Source organism: Marinobacter mobilis (assembly GCF_900106945.1).
GTDB lineage: Bacteria > Pseudomonadota > Gammaproteobacteria > Pseudomonadales > Oleiphilaceae > Marinobacter > Marinobacter mobilis.
Genome location: NZ_FNNE01000005.1, coordinates 191,597 through 209,732, shown reverse-complemented (window position 1 = coordinate 209,732; position 18,136 = coordinate 191,597). Strand labels below are relative to the sequence as shown.

Below are 18,136 nucleotides of genomic sequence, written 5' to 3'. Positions count from 1 at the left end.
GTCCTCAGGCCGGTATCGCAACCCGGTCCAGCAGCCGGGTGACGACCTGCGTTTCACTGACCCGATCGACGACGGCATCATAACTCAGCCTGAGACGATGGCGCAGCACGGGCAGGGCAACGGCACGCACGTTCTCGGGTGTCACATGGGGTTGCTCATGCAGCCAGGCGTGGGCGCGGGCAGCACGATCCAGGGCAATGGCGCCACGGGGGCTGGCGCCGGTGCTGAGCCAGCCGCGAAGTTCGCCATCGGGGGCAAATTCCGGGCGGGTCGCTTGTACCAGACTGACAATGTACTGATCGATTTTGGGTGATACGAACACCCCGGCAATGTCGCGGCGCGCGGCAAGCACGGTGTCTGCGGCTATCGGCGGCAGCTGGCGGGAGTGTCCCGAAACAGCGGCGTGCTGTTCTGAACGCACCAGCCGAAGGATATCGCACTCGCGGTCGTGACTGGGGTAGTCCAGTACCACCTTGACGAGGAATCGGTCCATCTGGGCCTCGGGCAGCGGATAGGTGCCTTCCTGCTCGATGGGATTCTGGGTTGCCAGCACCATGAACAGATCCGGCATCCGGTGGCTGTGGCCAGCCACGGTGATCTGACGCTCTTCCATCACTTCCAGCAGCGCGGACTGAACCTTGGCCGGTGCACGGTTGATTTCATCGGCGAGGATCAGGTTGCCGAACAGGGGACCGGGCTCAAACTGCAGGGATTGTACGCCATCGGCGTAATGCAGCACCTCAGACCCGGTCAGATCCGAGGGCAGCAGGTCGGGAGTGAACTGGATGCGACTCATCGTCGCATCCAGACACTGGGCCAGGCTTTTGACCGTACGGGTCTTGGCGAGGCCGGGCAGGCTTTCGAGCAGAACATGGCCATCGGCCAGCAGGGCGAGGACCAGCTGTTCGATCAGCGCCTCCTGGCCAAGGATGTCGGCATTGAGCTGTGCGATGAGTGAGACAATCGACTCTCGTGTATCCATCATCTGTCCTGCCTTGGCCATGATTACTGCTGGTAGTTCAGGAACCGTTCCATCATCTGGTCAATGGTGAACGTCGCCGGCCGCTGACGGGGCGGATATTCCTTGAAGGTGTTGAGGAAACGGTTGACCAGAATCAGGGTAGCCATGCCACGTGCCTGGATCTTGCGGTCCCACCAGACCTGATAGGAGTTGGAGTCGGTATCGGCACGCTCGAACGGATCCTGACGCAGGTTGAACACTTTCGGAACGCGCAGCTTCACAAACGGTTCGGACCAGACATCAAAGCGGTGCGCGCGCTGCTCGGCGAAGACCAGCTTCCAGGGACCGTCGCGCACGGCGAGGATGTCGCCACCGTCACTGGCATAGAAGAATTCGTTACGGGGTGCATCTTCCGTTTCCCCGGTGAGGTAGGGCAGGAAGTTGTAGCCATCCAGGTGAACCCGGAAGGTCTTGTCGTCAGCCTGGTAGCTGTCCAGCAACTGCTGCTTGATGTCAGGCTGGCCGGCTGCGGCCATCAGGGTGGGTACCCAGTCCAGGTGTGACATGATGTCGTTGGAGATCGTGTTGGCCGGGATTTTGCCAGGCCAGCGTACCAGCGCCGGTACCCGGAAACCGCCTTCCCAGTTGGTGTTTTTCTCACCGCGGAAGGGGGTAATGCCGGCGTCTGGCCAGTGGTTGTAGTGGACGCCGTTATCGGTGGTGTAAACCACGATGGTGTTGTCGGCAATACCCAGGTCATCGAGCTTGGCCAGCAGTGAACCAACGTGGTTGTCATGCTCTACCATGCCGTCGTTATAGAAGCCCTGACCGGAGAGCCCGCGTGATCCATCCTGGAGATGGGTGTAATAATGCATGCGGGTGGAGTTGAACCAGACAAAGAACGGCTGGTCTTCTTCATGGGCATTTTCCATGAAGTCCAGTGAGGCTTGCAGGAACTCTTCGTCGACGGTTTCCATGCGGGTGGTGTTCAGCGGACCCAGGTCCTCGACCTCGCCATCGGCGCTGGAACGGATGACCCCACGAGGGGTGATCAGGGACGCCAGCTGAGGATCGTCAGGCCAGGCCGGATCTTCCGGCGCTTCTTCGGCATTGAGGTGGTAGAGGTTGCCGAAGAACTCGTCGAAGCCGTGGTTGGTCGGCAGGAATTCGTCACGGTCGCCGAGATGATTCTTGCCGAACTGGCCGGAGGTGTAGCCCAGTGGCTTGAGCAGCTCGGCGAGGGTCGGGTCTTCCGGCTGGATGCCGATAGCCGCGCCGGGAATACCCACTTTGGTCAGACCGGTCCGGATCGGGTGCTGGCCGGTAATGAAGGCGGAACGGCCGGCGGTGCAGCTCTGTTCGCCATAGTAATCGGTGAACATCATACCTTCGTTGGCGATACGGTCGATGTTGGGGGTCTGGAACCCCATCATGCCATGGCTGTATTTGCTGATGTTGGTAATGCCGATATCATCCCCCATGATAACGAGGATGTTCGGCCGTTCGGCGGCTGAGGCCGCGAGGTGAAGACCCAGCAAGGGGAGTGCCATGAGTACGCGGGTCATGCGCTGGCGTAGGCTTCTGTAGATCATCTTGTTCTCCTGTCGAAGCACGAGGGGTTATTGTCCGATTTATTTTTAACGGTGCTTATCCTGAGTGTAGACAGGTGATCCTTGAAACACTGCAATCAGAGTAACAATCCGATATGACTGATGTGCTTGATACGCTCACCCGATGCCCGTTGTTGGCGGGGCTGCCGCCGGAAGCGTTGGCACAGGCGGCGAAGCTGGCGACGGTTCGCGATTTTGCTGAGAACCAGACCATGTACAGCAAGGGCAGTTCGCCCAAAACACTGGTGGTGATCCAGTCCGGGGCGGTGCGAGTTAATACCGTCAGCCGCGCGGGCAAGGAATTAACGCTGATGATCTGCGGTCCGGACAACTGGTTCGGTGATGCCGTGTTCTGGCCGGAGTCGCCCCGCCTGCTCGGGGCGGTGGCCCATGAGGATACCCGGATAATCGAGTTCGCATCGGACAGCTTCATGGCGCTATTGGCCGCGTTCCCGCAGTGCTATCCGGTGATTATCCAGCAGCTGGGGCTGCGTCTTCGGGCGGCGTTGATGGTGATCGAAGACGATGCTCTGAGGGGCATTCCGGCGAGGTTGGCCAGGCGACTGCTGTTTATCGCCGCGTTCCAGTATGGCCGTACTGATCACCCGGTGTCGTTGCGGCTTACCCAGGAACAGCTGGGTACCATGCTGGGGATCACCCGGCAGGCCACGCAACGGGCCATGCAGTTGTTGGTCGCGAAGGAGTTGGTAGAGTTGCGTTACGGCTCGATATTGCTAAGTGATCCGGCGGGCCTGGAAACGTTTATTGCGGCTGATGAATAGGCGAAACGAAAAAACCCATTGACCCGTTGCGGGCAATGGGGTCACCCAGGAGGGGTGAAAGGCCGCCCCAGTGCTCTGAACCATGGGGCGGCAGGTTGGCCGGGTCAGCGGCCGTATTTACGGCCCACCAGCAGTGACGCCAGCGGCGGCATCAGCAAGATAGCGCCCAGCATGTTCCACACGAACAGCAGCACCAGCAGCAGGCCCATATCCGCCTGGAACTTCAGGGTTGAGGCGATCCAGGTGGCCACACCGATGGCCAGAGTGGCGCCGGTGAAGGCGACCGCAGTGCCGGTGGTTTTCAGGGCTTCAAAGAAAGCCTGCTGGAAACGGTGGCCCTGCTGGAGGAACCCGTCCATGCGGCTGTACAGGTAAATGCCGTAGTCCACGCCGATGCCGACCCCGAGGGCAATCACCGGCAGTGTGGCGATCTTCACCCCCAGCCCGAGATTGGCCATGACCGCTTCGGCAAGCACGGTGGACAGGTACAGCGGGGCCATCAGGGCGAAGGCAATCTTCAGTGACCTGAACTCCATCCAGACCATGGCGCCAACGATGGCGAACACCAGAATCAGCATCAGCTTTTCCGAGTATTCGATGACTTCATTGGTAGCGGCCTGAATGCCGGCGTTACCCGCAAGGAGCAGAATCTTGAAGTCATCGGTGTTGAACTGACGGGCGAATGATTCCACGGCGACGGTGACCCGTTCCAGGGTGTCCGCCTTGTGATCGGCCAGGTACAGAGTGACTGGCGCAATGCTGCAGTTGCGGTCAACCAGCTCGGCGGGCGCGCCGGTTCGGGCATCGTTCATGATGTACTGGTTTCGATTGAGTTCTGCCCACTTGGGGTTGCCCTTGTTGACGGACATGATTTTGAACTTCATGCGGTCATAGAGTGAGTACACCGCCTCAACACCGTCAATCTCACGCATTTGCTCCTGGAATTGCAGCACCAGGTCGCCGGCGGCGAATTGTGAGCACTGTTCTGGCGGCGTGGTGAAGATCGCCTGGTAGACATCGGTGCTGGCGGTGTAATGGTCGAGGATGTAGGCGTTGTCCTGGTTGTAGCGGGCTTGCGCGTGGAATTCCGGCGCGCCGGGGTCGAGGTCGCCAATCTTCAGGTCACGGGATTCGTAGTAGCCAAGGCCGAGCAGAACCACACCGATGGCAAGGGTCGGGATCGCGAACTTCGGTTTCACCAGCGAGGAAATGCGGCGGAAGGTCGGCCATGAGGACTGGTTGCGCTTTTTCTGCTGCGCCAGACCGGCCTTGCTGACACCGACGTAGGACATGAGCACCGGCAGCAGGAACATCTTTGTGAACAGGGCCACAAAGACCCCCAGGCTGGCGGTGATGGCCAGTTGCTGGATCACGCCGATGTCGATCACCATCAGGGTGGCGAAACCAACGCCGTCGGCAATCAGCGCGGATGAACCGGGAACGAAGAGCGCACGGAAGGTGGCGCGGGAGGCTTCCAGGGACGTCGAGCCCTTGCTCATCTCACTGATCATCAGGTTGATGTTCTGCACGGCATGACTGATACCAATCGCAAAGATCAGGAAGGGCACCAGAATGGAGTAGGGATCAAGGCCAAAGTCCAGGTACGTCAGCAGGCCAAGCTGGCAGATCACGGTGAGGATACAGGTGAACACGGTGACAGCGGTGCTGCGCCAGCAGCGGCAGTAGAGCAGCAGCAACACCGAGATCAGGACCACCGTGACCGCGAAAAACAACGCAATGTCAGCCGAGGCGGCAATCAGGTCACCGATGATCTGGGCGAAACCGACCACGCGGATGGTGACGCCCTGGTCGTTAAAGCGGTCGCGAATTTGTTCCTCGAACAGCTGGGTGAACTGGCCGTAGTCGAGCGGCTCGCCGGTGTCCGGGTTCACATCGGTCAGCGGAACACGAATGATGGTGGAGGTCATGTCGTTCGCGACAAAGGTTCCAATCATGTTGGCCCGCTGGCTGTTGATGCGCACCTGCTCCAGTGATTGCTCACTGCCGTCGTAACCGTCGGGGATGATGCGACCGCCTCGCAGACCTTCGTTGGTGACTTCGGTCCAGAGGGCGTTGGGGGTCCACAGCGATTTCAGGTTGCCTCGGTCGACGCCGGGCAGGTAGAAGATCGCATCGGTCACTTCGCGCAGGGTTTCCATGTACTCCGCGTTGAACACATAGCCGCTCTCGTTCTCAACGATGACCCGCAGGACGTTACTCTGTGGGGCCAGCATTTCTTCCCAGCGCAGGTAGTTCTGAACGTACTCATGACCGGTGGGGATCATCCGGTTGAAACTGGCGTCAGGCCGCAGACTCAGCGCCTTGTAGCCGAGAAAAATCGAGACCACCAGGAAAAACAGCAGAACCAGTGGCCGGTTCCTGAAAATCAGGCGCTCAAAAAAAGTAACCATACCTTTGCCGGCTCCTTTTTCGGTGGCGTTGGGCGGTGTGGACATCGGGTTTGCGCTGTTCATTGCAGGCCTCCCATGATCTCTTCAAGGGACAGGGTCTTGATGCCTGCCTGGCCAGCGAGAATCAGCTGGCCGGCAGAGGGTTCCACCACATCCATCCAGATCGAGCGTCCGGGGGCTGGCCAGACCCGGAACTGTTCAAAATTCTCGGTGTAAAGCAGACCGCCCCGCTGGGCCAGCAGCATGCCGCCGTTGCTCAGTGCGGTACCGCCGAACAGGGTGTCCGACGTGCCGGTGTCCAGCGGGGTCCAGGTAACGCCGTGGTTCTGGCTGAGGTGCAGTGACCCCCCAAAGCCCATGGCCAACAGCTCACCCTTGGGACCGGCGACAAAGTTGTAGAGGGAATCGGTACCGACTTCCTGAGGAGCGTCCCAGCTTTGGCCGTTATCGCTGGACCGGAACAGCAGGCCATTTTCACCGGCAATCAGAACCACGCCTTGAGCGGGGCTGATGACGGCGTTGAGGTGGAAACTGTCCGGGTTTTCAAGGCCTGGAATAAACTGCCATGACTGGCCGCCATCACGGGTCACCAGTGCCATGCCAAAGGCGCCGACGGCAAAGCCGGTGCGGTCATCAACAAACTCAACGTCCATCAGCGGCAGTGCCGGGCCGTACTCCAGGCTGGCCTGGATGTCATCCAGCCGGAACAGTGCGTTTTCAAGGCGTAGGGCCAGATCTTCGTCATCCGGTGTGGCTGCGGTGGCGTCTTCCAGTACGCGGACGGCATCCTCGGCGGCGCTCAGCATGAGCTCGCCAATGCGGGTGCCATCAATCTGTTTCTGCCAGCGGCGGCCGCCATCGTTGGTGACCAGAATGGCGCCGTCGTGGCCGACGGCCCAGCCGAGGCTGGCATTGGCAAAGTCCACTGCCGTCAGCAGCAGGTCAACAGGGACGTCGCCCTGGTGCATGCCGCCCTCTGCAGGCAGGGTGAGAACGACGCCTTCGGCGCCCACACCGATGCTGTTGCCGTCGGCGACAGCGAGATCGGTGAACAGTTTACGGTCGGCCAGTGGCGACTGATTTGCCGGCCGCTCCAGCCGGTCCGCGAGGGGCTCGGCAAGGGCAGCATGGCTGGCCGTGAGAAATCCAATACCTGTCAGACAGGCACAGAGCAGATGCTTTTTCATTGTTCTGATCCTGGGAAGGCGTGCGGGGAACGGCGTCCCCGCCCGTTAACGATGTGGAAATTTCAGAAACGTATCGGTGGTTTAGCGCCCGCGGCGACGCAGGACTGCGGGGCTGTAGTCGCCGACGCTGCCTTGCGGGCCAAACTCTACAACCGGCTCTTCGTTCTGCAGGTTGTAGGCGATGTAGCGGTTGCTCTGGAGGTCGTATACGGCTTCCAGGTGGTGGGCCGGAACCAGTTGATCGTAGTAATGGATCTGGTGCGCTTCCTCGACACGCCAGAGTTCACCGCGACCGTCGTAGTCTTCGGCCAGGGCGATGCTCCAGCTGTCTTCGTCAATGTAGAAACGACGCTTCGAGTAGATATGGCGCTCGCCGTCCTTGAGGGTCGCCTCGACCACCCAGACTCGGTGCAACTCGTAACGTGTCAGGTCCTGGTTGATGTGGCCGGCACCGATGATGTCGGTATAGGCCAGGCCTTTGTCTGCCAGCTGGTAGGTGTTGTAGGGAATCAGCATTTCCTGTTTGCCCACCAGTTCCCAGTTGTATTTGTCCGGGGCGCCATTGAACATGTCGGTAGAGTCGTTGGTCCGCAGGCCGTCACTGGTGATAGGCGGTGAGTCGTAGCCTACTTCCGGCGCGCGCAGGACGCGACGTGCACCAGGGTTGTAACGCCAGGCCAGGCGCTGCTCGCTGATGTGGTTGATGGGCTCGTGTACCAGCAGCTGTGAGCCGGCGACGCTGGTGGGCTCAAGCGCCTTGTTCCAGTAGTAGAACAGGCGGTTGTCCTCGGCGTCGTCCATTGCGGCCGCCATGGTCAGGCGGCGTTCCCGGACCACCGGGGTGAAGCTGCCGTTGCCCTGAACGACGGCTTCGGTCGGGTAATCGCGGTAGCCGCTGGCACGATAGCGGGTCAGATGGTTCCATATGACCTCGATACCCTCCTTGGGTATCGGGAAGGGCACGTTGGTCTGGTTGAAATTCACCAGGCCATTACCGCCGGGGGCCAGCTCGACGGTCGGACTTTCGCTGCGGATAATCTCATGTTCCTCGGCAGGGATAACCGCGGTGCGGTGGGTCGGGTAGACCGGGATCCGGTAGCTGTCGGGAAAGCGGGCCAGCATGGCCTTATGGCCTTCGGTCAGGCGGTCGGCGTACTGGTCCATGTTCGCTGCGGTAATGACCATCAGCGGCTCCTCGTCGGCAAACGGATTGGGGTAACCCTGTTCGCGATCGAACCCGGCTGGGGGGGTGGTCAGGCCGCCGGTCCACTCCGGAATGCTGCCGTCGGCATTGCCGGCGCGGATGGCGCCGACAGGTGTCAGATCAGCGCTCAGACGGGCTACTTCTTCTGCGGTCATCGCGGCGGCCGCCTGGCCAGAAGCCAGGTTCAGAGAGGCGCCGAGAATTGCTGCGGTGAGCAGATGCTTGTTCATGATCAATCCTCTGTTCTTGTTGTGGTGACTATCAGAAATTCATCCGGGCACTGAGGGCCAGGAAGTCGCGGTCGTTCTGGCTCCAGAAAGCGCCGCCGGTGGTGGTATAGCTGAGTTCTGCGGAGTACTTGGCGAGGTAGTCGGCTTTGACCCCAACGTTGCCAAGCAGCCGGCCTTCGACGAAGTTGTTATCGTGGGAGTAACCCTCGACGTCGTGACCAAAGGCGGCGAACGGTGACACGTTGATGCCGGCCATCAGGCCTTTGTAGTTGAGCTGGCCGCGCATCCGGTAACCCCAGGAAAAGTCGGTGACGAAACCGTCATCGCTGCACACCCGGCCCTGATACTGCGGATGGACACCCAGGTTGCAACCAACGGAACCCTCACCCTGGCTGGCCGCCAGATTGGAGCCGAAGGCATCCGGACGGCCGTAGCGGACTTCGTCCAGGGAGGGCAGGTCGTGGACATATTTCATGCCGGCCTCGGCGATGAACACCAGGTCGTCAGCACCCAGTACCTGGGAGAATGTCTGGATGCCCCCAATGCTCAGCTGGGACACCTTCTCACGGCCATAGCCTTCAAATACCGAACCAGGCGCCGCAGCCAGTACTGCGCCGGTCAGCGGAGCGCCGAGCGCATCGAGATTGGCGGTAGCACCGAAGATATCCGGAACGGTGTCGCCGGTGTGGTAGATGATCGGCTGGTTCGGACGGAAGCTGTATTCACCGAAGACTGACCAGCCGGCAACGTTGGCCGACACAGTGACGCCAAAGACGCGAATGTCCTCCGCATAGTCCTTGAAGTAGTAGGCGCTGTCGGCAGTACCACCATCAACACCGTTGTACTCCCAACCCGGGTTGTTCGGGGCATTCTTGTTGGGGTCAGAGCTCAGAATGGCGGACGGCTGGGGAGTGCGGCTATGGATCTGCATGGCATAGAGGCCAAATTCCGCGCCCAGCTCCCAGTCGAAGTAACGCAGGGCCAGACCGAACTGCCCGCTGTCACTGGGTTCGGAGTCGGGGCCGCGGCGGATGTACGATCCCTGGGCGTAAGCGCCGGCGTCATTGTAGTCTGCCGGGTTCGGGTAAGGGGTGCCCGGACCTTTGCGGCTGACCCCATAGCAATCCCCCGGGAAATAGTCGATACCTGAGAAAAAGGTGCCGCATCCTTCGAGTACGGTTTCGTTCCAGGCCAGCTGGTAGAAACCTTCCATGCTCAGGCTGTCGGTGAGTCCGGCGTTGAAGTAGGCCAGCGGGGTGGGCAGCAGGGCTTCCTTGAGCTGGGAACCCGGACGGCGGAAGGCCGCTACGTCAATGGGGTTGATGGCGTTGATCCCGTTCTGGAAGAACAGGCCTTCACCCCAGTTGACCACCTGGTTACCGACACGAACGTGTACCGGCACGCTACCGGCGTCGAAGTCTCCGTAGACGTAGGCGTCCAGCAGCTCAACACCCTTGAACTGGGCGAGATCATGGAAACCGTCATCTTCCAGGGTGGCGTTGCGCTGGTAAAGGTTCAGGGAGTTGCCGTGAGGCACCTTCTTGTTGTCCAGGGTGTAGTCGTACCAGGCCTTGCCACGAATAAAGAATCCGTAGCGGTCGTATTTCAGTTCGAGCTCACCCAGCAGGGTCACGGGTGAAGACACGATGTCGCCCTTCTCCCAATTGAGGCGGCTGTCGTCGGCCTCTACGGCACCCCAAGGGTTGGCATCGCCGGAAAATTCCGCGCCGATCAGTTCAGCGTTGCGGGCGTTGGTCCAGCGTCCGGCGGCGGTTTCCATGCTCATCAGTGCGCCGGCTGAGATAGAGCCGCTGGCGGTGGCGGATACCGGGCCGAGGTCAAAGTTGGCTGCCAAGGCAGTGTTGGCACTCGCCAGGGCGATTGCCAGTGGCAGAATTCTGATGGGAAAACCTGTGGTGGTTGAAGCACGGCTGTTGCCGTTGCCTTTGCCATGGACGGAATTTGGCATTGAGTCCTCCGGAATTGTTGTTGTCCTGGTCGGGGGAGTCGAATTAGTTGTCTTTGCGACTCAGGAGGGAGTGTCCAGAGATTGCTCACTTGAAACTTGCTTAACGTTGCCAATCGATTGGCATATCGCGCCAAGGTGGCTTTTCTGACAATGCTTTTACAGATTTTGCAATAGTAAGAATCCCCGATTCGGGGCTTGGAAAGGGGGCTGATCCGGTCACCTGGGGTCGCCGGATCAAGGGGTGGGGAGGGTGGAATTCAGGCCGTTGGCGAACGTTGTTCAGCGCAGCCAGTTTGGCCTGTTCTGGCGTTGGGGGCGCAGTCGCGATGAGGGCCCGATGCCATGCTCTTTACGCCATTCCCGCGGGCTAAGCTGATACCAGCGCTGGAAGGCGCGTGAAAAGGCGGGAAGGTCGGAATAGCCCAAAATGCCGGCAAGCTGGGTCAGGCTGATAGCAGACTCCCGCAGGTAGCGTTGCGCCATTGACTGACGGGTTTCGTCCAGCACTTTCTGGAATGAGGTGCCTTCCTCAGACAGGTACCGTTGCAGGGAGCGGGGACTGAGCATCATGTAGTTGGCGATCAGGTCGATGGTGACACGACCGTTGGGCAGCAGGCTCTTGATCAGTTGCTGCAAGTAGGCGGGCAGTTCCCGGGATGACAGCGCGTCCATCTTTTCGAGGTGTTCCTGCATCAGGCTGTGGAGTGCCGGGTCGGAATCGCTCAGGGGCAGGTCCAGCAGCCGGGATTCAAACACCCAACCGTTGGTCGTGCTGTTGAACTGCGGGGTGATGCCCAGTATCCGCTTGTAGTTCTGGGGCGGGCAACTGGGGCCGCTGCGAAAGTGCACACCGGCGGGTTGCCAGTGGGAACCCAGCAGCATTTTAAACAGCGATTTGCCTACGCCCAGGGCTACATCCACGGCCGGGCGGATGGGGATGCCTTCCTGCAGGACGGGTTCATAACTGACGATCACCATCTTGCCTTCGATGGTTGAAGTGACCTGGCCGGCGTTTGAGTGCAGGTGATAGTAATGCATCAGCTCGGTCAGAGAGTCGCCGACCGTCTGGGCATTTTTCAGAAGATAAAGCATGCGCCCGAATACGCTGGCGCCCTGGAAGACGCCGTATTCAACATTGAACAGCGGATTGTCTGTGACCTTGGCGCAATGCTCCAGCATACGGGTCATCCGGGAATAGGAAATCAGGGAGTCCGGCTGTTCAAGCAGATCCAGCGGCAGTTTGAACTGCCGCAGCATTGCCTGGTAATCGAGATCGTATTTGGCGCAGAACTCATCGAAGCGGGCCAGGGACGAGGCCCTGGTAAGGTCTGTCTTGTGCATGATGGTGGTCTTTTTTATTGTGTCGTTGTGCTTTTAAGCTAGCAACCGCTGGCAGAATTGGTCAAGTCATGGCGTAGTTTGCAAACATGGCTGGCTTCAATCTGAGGGGGCAGGTGTGATTCAGAGGCTGTCGCGTCAACGCGCTTGAGACAGGAGCGAGCGGGACAGTTTGGATGCTGGCTATCGCAGCTCTTTATTCAGGGCAAAAAAAAGCCACTGGAGTCAGCGGCAAGTCAGGGTGCAACAAATCATAAATGCAGGGCCCCACTATACGTTTGACGAGGTTGGCAGCATTGATTAAATGTGCCAACCATTTGTCAAATCACGACAGTGGTAACGGTTGACGGTTACTGGTTTGGCGTGACCAGTATCTTGATGTCGCTTTCGGGCGTGCCAAGGCGGTCAAAGGCGCTTTCAATATCATCGAGGGCCACGGTATCCGAGATGAGTGCGGACGCGTCAAGCTCGCCATTGGCCAGATAGTTCAGCGTGGCTCCAAATTCTTCAGCGCTGTAGAAACTGACGAAGCGGATATCCAGCTCTTTCAGGATCGGGAAGGCCGGCACCATGGCATCCTGCTCCATGCACAGACCGACCACCACCACCCGGGCACCATAAGGTGCGCCTGCGCAGACGTTCTGGATCAGGCCTGGAACACCGACGCATTCGAAAATCAGCGAAGGCCTCAGGCCAGCGCCGCCGAGCAGGGGAGAAATCGGGCCAAATTCGTCGGCGCTTTCGGTGCCAGCAGCCTGCTGCCAGCTTTCATAAGGGGAGTGTTCGGCGGGATTCACCACCACGTCAGCGCCGACCTTACGAGCCAGGTCGCGACGAGCCTTAGAGAAATCTGAGGCTACGATGGGGCCGATGTTCATCATCTTGAGAATGGCGATGATGGCCAGTCCGATGGGACCGCAGCCGATGACCAGAGGCACATGATGACGGCTCGGTTCGCCGCGGTTGACCGCATGCAGAGCCACCGCCATGGGCTCGGTCAGCGCCGCCAGGCCGGTGTCGAGTCCGTTGGGAACCTTCATGGTCAGTCGCCCGTCGACCAGCATCTGCTGGGAGAAACCGCCGGGAACCTGCGGCGAGCCAAAGCCAATCGAAACCAGTCCCTCTTCACGCATCAGGAACGGCAGCGATACGACCCGATCGCCTTCCCTGAACGGAGAGCCAGGATCACGGGATTCCAGCACCTCGCCCACAAACTCATGGCCCATCAGGATCGGCTGACTGGTGTCGATAATTGAACTGCCGATAATCTGGCGGGAATTGTCAGCCAGTTCATGGGCGTGGTGTCGGCAATGCAGGTCGGATCCGCATATGCCACAGGCGAGTGTTTTGACCAGCAGTTCGTTTTCACGGGGGCTGGGCTCGGGTAGATCCACGATCTTGAGGTTGTTGTTTTCGACGATCGCACTGCGCATGGTTTTCTCCTCGCTGGTGTTGTTATGACGAAGAACAGCAGACAGAGCGCTGCCCTGTTCTATCACCCATGAGGCCATGATCGGTTAAATCCGGGCTCGCTTACTTCCCCAACCACGCCAATAGCTAGATAAATGGCGCCACGGTAGGTGTCGCTAAATAACAAGAAAATGGCAAGGTTTGGTAACTCATTGACACGCCTTATTGGCCATAGTTCTGGGTAATTTTTAACCAATGAATTTGGTGCGCCGTGCAGTTCCCGGTTTTTCCCTCCGAATCGACCGTTACCGACCCGTTGCCTGAAGGTTACCGCCCCCCGAGACCATCGAATGCGGTGTCCGGGGAAGACGTCCCATCAAAATAAAAATAACAAGCCAGATCAATAAACTCTGAGAGACACATCGTGATAAACCGAACCAAACTGAGTCCTATGGATGCTGCCTTCGTGCAGCTTGAAAGTCCGGGCGCGCCAATGCATGTGGCGGGTCTGATGATCTTTGAACTGCCCACCCAGTCCGGCGACGATTTTGTCCGGGAGCTGGTGGAAGACTGGCGCAGTGAGACGCGGATCGCTGCACCCTGGAACCAGAAGCTGGTATCGCCATCCCGCTGGCAGCTGGCCCCATGTCTGAAAACCTGCAACGACCCGGATCTGGAGTACCATGTCCGTCACCTGCATCTGCCCAAGCCCGGTGGCCAGCGGGAGTTGGGGCAGCTGGTTGCCCGTCTGCACAGTCAGCCGATGGATATGCGCAAGCTGCTTTGGGAATGCTTTATTATTGAGGGCCTGGCGGACAATCGCTTTGCCGTTTACATGAAATTTCACCATGCCATCGTGGACGGTATCAGTGCCAACGTGCTGCTGATGAAGGGACTGTCCGAGAGTCGCCGGGATGCTAAGACGCCGCCATTCTGGGTTCACACCGCGCCCGAAAAGCCTTTCCAGACGGGCCCCTTCAAAATGCCCTCGGCCCAGGCAATGATCAGTACCGCAGCGAATGTGCTCAAACTGTTTGGCCGGGACGAACAGCTGACGACGTTGCGGTCGGCGCCGAAAACCCCTCTGAATGGTCCCATTGCTGCCCAGCGGCGTTTTGCCACCCAGAGCTTCGACATGGCAAGGCTGAAAGCGGTGGCACGGCACGCCGGGGTAAGTCTCAATGATGTGGTCGTATGTCTGGTCGGCGGCACACTCCGTCACTATCTGCAAAGCATTACCGCATTGCCTGCGGATAGCCTGACAGCGGCCATTCCCATCTCCCTGCGGGCTGAGGGGGACAAGAGCATCGGAAACTCGGTGGGCATGATCTACAGCATTCTCGGCACCAACATTGCCGATCCGGTGGTACGCCTGCAAAAAATTCACCAGTCGACCAACCTGGCAAAGCAGCAAGTGCTGGGTCTGCCCGCTGAAATGCGGGTGCCGTACTCCCTGGTCAGCATGGCGCCGTCCATCGTCCGGATGCTGACAGGGGTGTCGGGGAAGAGCCAGCCGCTCTTCAACACCGTGGTATCCAATGTTCCGGGTGGCCAGGAAGAAAAATACCTGCGCGGAGCGCGGCTGGTAAATTGTTTCCCGGCCAACATCGTGTTCCAGGGCATGGCGGCGAGCTTTACCTGCTACAGCCATGCCGGCACCCTCAACGTGGGCATTACCGCCTGCCGCGACACGGTGCCGCACATGCAGAAATTGGCCCTCGGTATGGAGTCCGCTCTTGTTGAGCTGGAGAGCAAGCTTGGGGTCACCAAACCGGCTAAAGCAAAACGCACCAAAGCAAAAACGACCCCAAAGGTCCGGGAGGCTGTATGACCCAGCGAAGGATGCCGTTGCTTGATGCTGCGTCGCTGCAACTTGAAGGCAAGAACATGCCGATGCACATTGCGGCGCTGATGACATTCTCTTACCCCTCATCCCTGGATGAGGCTGAACGGCGTGACTTCGTCAGTCGGCTGATTGCCCGCTGGCGTGAGGAAACGCGGATTGTCTTCCCCTGGAACCAGGTGCTGACCCGGCCCACACGCTGGCAGTTCCGACCGGCGACCCGTGAGATTTACGAGCTGGATCTGGAATACCACCTGCGGCAGTGGTCACTGCCAGCGCCGGGTGGTGAGAAGGAGTTGGGGCAGATGATCGCATGGCTGCATGAGCTGCCGATGGATCTGGAAAAGCCATTGTGGGAATGTCATGTGATCGAGGGCTTGAGCGATAACCGCTTTGCCCTTTACATCAAGATCCACCATGCCCTGGTCGATGGTATCAGTGGCACGCGGTTGCTGGTGGGCAGCCTGTCAACATCCGCTGACACGCTGAGTGTGCCGATGTGGGCGAAGGATCAGACCGAGCAGGCACCGAAAGCAGAGAGCACACCGGCCAAGCCTGGGTTGCCGTCGTTCGGTGATGTAAAAGCCGCGTTTGAGGCGTCGCTCAAGCTCCGTCGCTCCAACGATGAACTGACCACCTTCCGGTCCACTCCCGACACCATCCTCAATGGCCCGATTGGGCCCCACCGCCGGGTGGCGACACAGCAGTTTGGGCTGGCTCGGTTGAAAACGTTGGCGAAGGCTGCCGATGCCACCATCAATGATGTGGTGATGGCCATAACCGGTGGTGCCTTGCGGGAGTATCTGCTCGAAGCCAACGCGCTACCTGAAGATTCACTGACCGCGGCGCTGCCCGTATCAACCCGTAAACCGGGGGATGTCAGTATTGGTAACCAGGTCAGCATGCTGTTTGGGAGTCTCGGAACCAATATCGCCGACCCAGCCTTGCGCCTGGCCCAGGTCAAGCGCTCAACCAGGGCCGGCAAGGCGCTGCTGAATGACCTGTCGCCCAATGCGGTGAACTTCTATTCATTGTTCTCGACCGGACCGTTCCTGACGTCCACGATGCTTGGGTTCGGCAGCTCAGGACGGCAGTTGTTCAACACCACCATTTCCAACGTGCCGGGTCAGCGGGAGATCCGTTACCTCAATGGAGCTGAATTGCTGCACGTGTATCCGGTGAGCCTGATCATGCCGGGTGTGCCGCTGAACTTTACCTGTGTCAGCCACGGCGACTTTCTCAACTTCGGGATCGTCGCCTGCCGTGACCGGGTGCCTCATGTGCAGCGGCTGGCAGTTGCCATGACGACGGCGTTTGAGGAACTGGAACGTTGTGTGCTGAATAGCCCGCAGGGCTAGAAACCGGCGGCTCGCTCGACTGCCCAGAAGGCGGCGAGCGAGCCCACCGCATAAGCGGGTACCCTTACCTGCCAGACCGGCGTTTGCTTCAGGCCGGCTGGCAGAAACCGCCCGACCGTAAGCACGACCGCAATAAAGACCAACTGGCCTGCTTCCACCCCCAGATTGAATACCACCAGAGCGGGCATGACTGCATGACGGGGCAGACCGATCTCGTTCAGGGCAGCGGCAAACCCCAGCCCATGCAGTAAGCCGAAGCCCAGAGCTACCAGCCAGGGAGCGCTGGCCGTCAGGCCCGGTTTACCCTGCTCGCCGCGGATGATTTCTGTTGCCAGAAAGACAATGCTGAGGGCAATACACACTTCCACCGGCAGGACCGGCACCTGAATGATCTCCAGCGACGCAAGTATCAGGGTAATGCTGTGTGCAACGGTGAAAGCGGTGACGGTGATGGCGAGGTGCCTTGCGGTGTGCACCAGCAACAGCAGTAGTGTGACGAACAGCAGGTGGTCGATGCCGAACAGTATGTGCTCGACGCCGAGTACAAAATAGGTGCTGACGGTTTCCAGCAGCCCGGGTTTATCGGCGATCCGGAAGGCGGGTGCCTCGGCGGTCAGGCGGTGAGTGGCCGAGGTGCCATCGAGATACTCTACCCGGGCCAGCACTTCGGCACCCGAGCGGGCCAGGCCGTCAACGGTGACCCCGAGCCCCATCAGCCCACCAGGCCGGTGAATCTGCCAATGGCGCACGTTGACGCCATTGACGAAACGTTCGATCGGTACTGACAAGGCTTCGCTGGTGCCGTCGAGAATCACCTCCAGAGCCAGTCGTTGACGGGCGCCCCGGGCTGGCACTTTCCAGTAAATACTCACTGAATCGGCAGAGGTTTCGGTCAGCTGAAGATAGGCCGGGCGGAGTTCGTCAGCATGGCTGCTGCCTGCGCAGATGAGGGAAAACAGGGACAGCAGCAGGGCAGGCACAACGGTCGCTTTCATGACTCTGGATTCCGGGCCGAGGAGGCGATTATGACCTCATAGCCCTCAAGCAAGGCCCGCTCGACCCGGGCGTCGGCCTGACGCTCGTTATCGTAGCGCCAGTCTCGCAGAACCGCCTCCTGGACCTTATCAAGCGGGGGCAGGTCGCCGGGTTGGTAGTGGTTCAATCTGACAAAATGTACCCCCACGCCGGAGGTCAGCGGGCCTTGCCACTCGTTGAGAGGTAAGCCGGCCAGCTGTTCGCTGAACTGAGGACCAAAGTGCCGGGTGATCTCGAAATCCGTGGCCTGGCTGAACTGGCGGGGCAGCAGGGGAGAATCACTTGTGATCGGCAAGGCCGCTTCCAGACGGTAGCTGACCGCGTCAATTCGGGCGTTCAGCTCCTGTGTCGAGAGGTCGCTGCCGATATGGATTTGCTCAAAGCTGAACTGGCCCGGAGTGCGGTAGCGCTCCGGGTGTGCGGCCAGATAACGGGCCAGCTCGCCCGGCTGTGGTTCTCGGGCCGCTGCCACCGAGTTGGTCAGCAACTGCATTTTCTGCAGCAGTCGCCGGCGGATGACCGGGTCGTCCTGATCGAACCCGAGCGCCAGCGCCTGCCGGTAGTAGGCCTCTTCCATCACATAGTGATCGATCAACGCGGTCAGCTCGTCATCCGTGGGCATTCGCCCCCAGCTGCTCTCAAACCGCGCCGACAGGTTGGCAATCCGGTTGTCGTCGACCACAATCCGCTGCGCCGAATCCGCGCTCCGGGGGTTCAGATGGCTGAAGCCGGCAAAGGTGACCAGGCCGATCAGGGCGAAGTGCAACAACGGTTCTCTCAGTAGCTTCTTCATATGGG

General features: G+C 59.7%; 13 protein-coding genes. 3 read left to right on the top strand and 10 right to left on the bottom strand.

The features are described 5' to 3' along the window. Positions 1-4: 4 nt before the first annotated feature. On the bottom strand, positions 5-982 hold the full coding sequence (locus tag BLV11_RS09585) for an AAA family ATPase (protein WP_091813242.1): 978 nt from the start codon (positions 980-982) through the stop codon (positions 5-7). Positions 983-1,005: 23 nt separating this feature from the next. Further along, a complete protein-coding gene (locus BLV11_RS09580; RefSeq protein WP_217634559.1) occupies positions 1,006-2,553 on the bottom strand; it encodes an arylsulfatase in 1,548 nt (515 codons plus the stop codon). A 113-nt stretch (positions 2,554-2,666) separates the two neighbouring features. Here BLV11_RS09580 and BLV11_RS09575 point away from each other — a divergent pair, with 113 nt between their 5' ends. Then, complete coding sequence (locus BLV11_RS09575) at positions 2,667-3,353, top strand: Crp/Fnr family transcriptional regulator (RefSeq protein WP_091812966.1); 687 nt, start codon at positions 2,667-2,669, stop codon at positions 3,351-3,353. Positions 3,354-3,457: 104 nt separating this feature from the next. Here the strand turns inward: BLV11_RS09575 and BLV11_RS09570 are convergent, their stop codons facing one another. The 6 genes from BLV11_RS09570 to BLV11_RS09545 form a co-directional block, all read right to left on the bottom strand. After that, entirely contained in the window at positions 3,458-5,827 is a 2,370-nt protein-coding gene (locus tag BLV11_RS09570; protein ID WP_217634558.1) for an efflux RND transporter permease subunit, read from the bottom strand. Next, positions 5,824-6,951, bottom strand: a complete 1,128-nt coding sequence (locus BLV11_RS09565; protein ID WP_091812964.1) for a sialidase family protein — start codon at positions 6,949-6,951, stop codon at positions 5,824-5,826. Before BLV11_RS09565 ends, BLV11_RS09570 begins: the two co-directional genes overlap by 4 nt. Before the next feature lie 81 nt (positions 6,952-7,032). Then, on the bottom strand, positions 7,033-8,391 hold the full coding sequence (locus BLV11_RS09560; RefSeq protein WP_217634557.1) for a DUF1329 domain-containing protein: 1,359 nt from the start codon (positions 8,389-8,391) through the stop codon (positions 7,033-7,035). Positions 8,392-8,416: 25 nt separating this feature from the next. Next, on the bottom strand, positions 8,417-10,354 hold the full coding sequence (locus BLV11_RS09555) for a DUF1302 domain-containing protein (protein ID WP_217634556.1): 1,938 nt from the start codon (positions 10,352-10,354) through the stop codon (positions 8,417-8,419). A 279-nt stretch (positions 10,355-10,633) separates the two neighbouring features. After that, positions 10,634-11,695 carry an AraC family transcriptional regulator gene (locus BLV11_RS09550; RefSeq protein ID WP_091812959.1) on the bottom strand — a complete coding sequence of 354 codons (1,062 nt, stop codon included), beginning with the start codon at positions 11,693-11,695 and terminating at the stop codon, positions 10,634-10,636. A 347-nt stretch (positions 11,696-12,042) separates the two neighbouring features. Beyond that, the gene (locus BLV11_RS09545) at positions 12,043-13,203 is read right to left on the bottom strand and encodes a zinc-binding dehydrogenase (RefSeq protein WP_091812957.1); all 1,161 of its coding nucleotides are present in this window, start codon (positions 13,201-13,203) and stop codon (positions 12,043-12,045) included. Between the two features lie 323 nt (positions 13,204-13,526). Here BLV11_RS09545 and BLV11_RS09540 point away from each other — a divergent pair, with 323 nt between their 5' ends. Beyond that, positions 13,527-14,933: a WS/DGAT/MGAT family O-acyltransferase gene (locus tag BLV11_RS09540; RefSeq protein ID WP_139173222.1), complete on the top strand. Its 1,407-nt coding sequence runs from the start codon at positions 13,527-13,529 to the stop codon at positions 14,931-14,933. Further along, a complete protein-coding gene (locus BLV11_RS09535) occupies positions 14,930-16,303 on the top strand; it encodes a WS/DGAT/MGAT family O-acyltransferase (RefSeq protein WP_091812953.1) in 1,374 nt (457 codons plus the stop codon). Before BLV11_RS09540 ends, BLV11_RS09535 begins: the two co-directional genes overlap by 4 nt. On the opposite strand, the gene BLV11_RS09530 is transcribed toward BLV11_RS09535, so the two are convergent. Both BLV11_RS09530 and BLV11_RS09525 read right to left on the bottom strand, forming a co-directional pair. Next, positions 16,300-17,298 (bottom strand): HupE/UreJ family protein, encoded by a 999-nt coding sequence (locus BLV11_RS09530; RefSeq protein WP_091812951.1) that lies wholly within the window; start codon positions 17,296-17,298, stop codon positions 16,300-16,302. The genes BLV11_RS09535 and BLV11_RS09530 overlap by 4 nt on opposite strands. After that, on the bottom strand, positions 17,295-18,131 hold the full coding sequence (locus tag BLV11_RS09525) for a peptidyl-prolyl cis-trans isomerase (RefSeq protein ID WP_091812949.1): 837 nt from the start codon (positions 18,129-18,131) through the stop codon (positions 17,295-17,297). Before BLV11_RS09525 ends, BLV11_RS09530 begins: the two co-directional genes overlap by 4 nt. Positions 18,132-18,136 lie beyond the last annotated feature (5 nt).

Coding starts and splice junctions, on each gene's coding strand:
- BLV11_RS09535 (WP_091812953.1), top strand. CDS start 14,930: ATGACCCAGCGAAGGATGCCGTTGCTTGATGCTGCGTCGCTGCAACTT.
- BLV11_RS09530 (WP_091812951.1), bottom strand. CDS start 17,298: ATGAAAGCGACCGTTGTGCCTGCCCTGCTGCTGTCCCTGTTTTCCCTC.
- BLV11_RS09565 (WP_091812964.1), bottom strand. CDS start 6,951: ATGAAAAAGCATCTGCTCTGTGCCTGTCTGACAGGTATTGGATTTCTC.
- BLV11_RS09550 (WP_091812959.1), bottom strand. CDS start 11,695: ATGCACAAGACAGACCTTACCAGGGCCTCGTCCCTGGCCCGCTTCGAT.
- BLV11_RS09570 (WP_217634558.1), bottom strand. CDS start 5,827: ATGAACAGCGCAAACCCGATGTCCACACCGCCCAACGCCACCGAAAAA.
- BLV11_RS09545 (WP_091812957.1), bottom strand. CDS start 13,203: ATGGCCTCATGGGTGATAGAACAGGGCAGCGCTCTGTCTGCTGTTCTT.
- BLV11_RS09525 (WP_091812949.1), bottom strand. CDS start 18,131: ATGAAGAAGCTACTGAGAGAACCGTTGTTGCACTTCGCCCTGATCGGC.
- BLV11_RS09585 (WP_091813242.1), bottom strand. CDS start 982: ATGGATACACGAGAGTCGATTGTCTCACTCATCGCACAGCTCAATGCC.
- BLV11_RS09580 (WP_217634559.1), bottom strand. CDS start 2,553: ATGATCTACAGAAGCCTACGCCAGCGCATGACCCGCGTACTCATGGCA.
- BLV11_RS09555 (WP_217634556.1), bottom strand. CDS start 10,354: ATGCCAAATTCCGTCCATGGCAAAGGCAACGGCAACAGCCGTGCTTCA.
- BLV11_RS09575 (WP_091812966.1), top strand. CDS start 2,667: ATGACTGATGTGCTTGATACGCTCACCCGATGCCCGTTGTTGGCGGGG.